We start from the raw sequence: 2,255 nt of genomic DNA, 5'->3' as shown, positions 1-2,255 counted from the left end.
GCGCTAACGTCATGCGCAGAGCCGGCAAGCGATCTTTTGTGGGACACTGTGCGTACCCACATTGCCTTCTGTCCCTCCGGCTGGCTTGATCCCTGTCATTGATGCCGGGAGGAAAGCATGGCGGCCGCAGACTATTATGAAATTCTCGATCCGCGCTTCGCGCGCCTGTTCAACGGCAACGCGCAGGTCGAGAAGCTGTTCACCGGATGCCAGTGGGCGGAGGGGCCGGCCTGGTTCGCCGCCGGCCGCTATGTCGTCTGGTCCGACATCCCCAACAATCGCATGCTGCGTTATGACGAGACCGACGGCAATGTCAGCGTCTTCCGGCAGCCGTCCGGCAACTCGAACGGCAACACCGTCGACCGGCAGGGCCGGCTGATCACCTGCGAGCATTCGGGCCGCCGCGTCAGCCGCACCGAGTTCGACGGCTCGGTCACCACGATCGCGGCCAAATGGAAAGGCAAGCGGCTGAATTCGCCCAACGACGCGGTGGTGAAATCCGACGGTTCCATCTGGTTCACCGATCCAAGCTACGGCATCGATACGGATTATGAGGGCGACAGGGCTGAGAGCGAAATCGGCGCCTGCCACGTCTACCGGGTCGATCCCGGCACCGGCGAGCTCGAAGCCGTCATCACCGACATGGTCAGGCCCAACGGCCTCGCCTTCTCGCTGGACGAGAGCAAGCTTTATGTCGTCGATACCGGCCGCACGCATGGCGCGCAGAATCCGGCGCATATGCGGGTGTTCAATGTCGGCAAGGGCGGCAAGAAAGTCTCCGGCGAAAAAGTCTTCGCCGACTGCACCGCCGGCCTGTTCGACGGCTTCAGGCTCGACGAGGACGGCCGCATCTGGACCAGTGCCGCCGATGGCATCCATTGCTACGATCCGGACGGCACGCTGATCGGCAAGGTCAAGGTGCCGGAAGTCACCGCCAATTGCGTGTTCGGCGGCAACAAGCTGAATTGCCTCTACATCGCCGGCACCACGTCGCTCTACATGGTGCGGCTGATGGTCAACGGCGCCAAGACATACTGAGAGTTGAACACTGGCGACCGTTCGACGGTTTCATCGAAGCGGGTCGTGAGCACGAACATCCCCGGGAGGACAAGAAATGCCATTCGTCAACATCCGCATCGTCAAGGAAGTGATCGCCGCCGATCCGGCGGGCAAGAAGGCGGATATCGCCAAGAAGGTCACCGCGGCCATCATGGACGCCACCGGGCTGAGCAACGACGATGTCTGGGTGGTTTTTGAAGAGGTCAACGCCCGCGATTGGTACGTTGGGAAGACCGATGTGGAGACGCTGCGAAAGGGGTAATGCGCGATCTTTCCTTCTCCCCTTTTGGGAGGCCGAGACGGTTGAGGGTGGGTGACGGATTGCCGTCAGTGCCAAGCTGGAACATCCCTCATCCGACCTCGCTCGCGAGGCCACCACCCTGGGGCGAGCCACGGGTCTCGCCCCGTCCTTCGGACCCACAAGGGGAGAAGGAAGAGAGGCCGCCGCTCAACGCGAGCGGATAAACTCCGCGAAGGCATTCAGTGCATCATGCATCGCCTGCCGGTTCGCCGGCGCCGCCAGGATGCCCGCCACCTCCGGCGGCTTCCTGCCGAGCAGGGCGATCTCCAGCACATCGTCGTAAAGCGCGAACGACATGGTGCGCATGATCTCAGCCAATGCGGCGCGGGCGAACAGCGAGCGCGGCGAGGCGTGTACCAGCATGGCGGGCTTGGCGACGGCGGCATCGCGCGAGACCAGCCAGTCGAGCGCGTTCTTCAGCCCGCCCGGCACGCCATGGGCATATTCCGGACAGGAGATGATCAGGCCGTCGGCTCGACTGACGGCATGGATCAGCTTGGAGGCTTCGAGCGGTGTCCGCTCGCCTTCATCGTCGGGATTGAAGATCGGCAAACGGCCAAGCCCGTCATGGACGGTGACGCGGCAGCCGGACGGCGCTTCGCGCGCCAGTGTGGCGATCAGCGCCGAATTTGTGGAGGCCGCGCGCAGGCTGCCGGAAATGGCAAGGATGTTCAGCAAGGTATGGAATCGGTCCAGACGCGAATCGCGTCCGCAAAAACTACCACATCGTCTTCTTGTATTCCTCGTCGAGCCAGCGGTCGGTCGCCTCGGCGGAATCGGCAACCGCCAGCTGATCGCGCATGATCTGGCCGAGCGTCGGCAGCGTCGCGCGGTCGTACCAGGTTTCCGGCTTCCACAAATCCGAGCGCATGAAGGCTTTTGCGCAGTGCATGTA

At 63.0% G+C, this 2,255-nt stretch carries 3 protein-coding genes and 1 pseudogene; 2 read left to right on the top strand and 2 right to left on the bottom strand.

What is annotated here, in order from left to right; genetic code table 11:
• Window positions 1-117: 117 nt before the first annotated feature.
• The gene (locus EN879_RS32625; RefSeq protein WP_063169542.1) at window positions 118-1,038 is read left to right on the top strand and encodes an SMP-30/gluconolactonase/LRE family protein; all 921 of its coding nucleotides are present in this window, start codon (window positions 118-120) and stop codon (window positions 1,036-1,038) included.
• A 76-nt stretch (window positions 1,039-1,114) separates the two neighbouring features.
• On the top strand, window positions 1,115-1,321 hold the full coding sequence (locus tag EN879_RS32620; RefSeq protein WP_013528835.1) for a 4-oxalocrotonate tautomerase family protein: 207 nt from the start codon (window positions 1,115-1,117) through the stop codon (window positions 1,319-1,321).
• Between the two features lie 186 nt (window positions 1,322-1,507).
• On the opposite strand, the gene EN879_RS32615 is transcribed toward EN879_RS32620, so the two are convergent.
• Both EN879_RS32615 and EN879_RS40775 read right to left on the bottom strand, forming a co-directional pair.
• Complete coding sequence (locus EN879_RS32615) at window positions 1,508-2,038, bottom strand: NADPH-dependent FMN reductase (RefSeq protein ID WP_063169541.1); 531 nt, start codon at window positions 2,036-2,038, stop codon at window positions 1,508-1,510.
• Window positions 2,039-2,078: 40 nt separating this feature from the next.
• Window positions 2,079-2,255: pseudogene (locus tag EN879_RS40775) on the bottom strand (pyridoxamine 5'-phosphate oxidase family protein); the annotation flags it as partial.

Source organism: Mesorhizobium sp. M7A.F.Ca.AU.002.02.1.1, assembly GCF_003998535.1.
Lineage (GTDB): Bacteria > Pseudomonadota > Alphaproteobacteria > Rhizobiales > Rhizobiaceae > Mesorhizobium > Mesorhizobium ciceri.
Note: the sequence above shows the minus strand (reverse complement) of the source record. Positions and strands in the feature narration are given on the sequence as shown.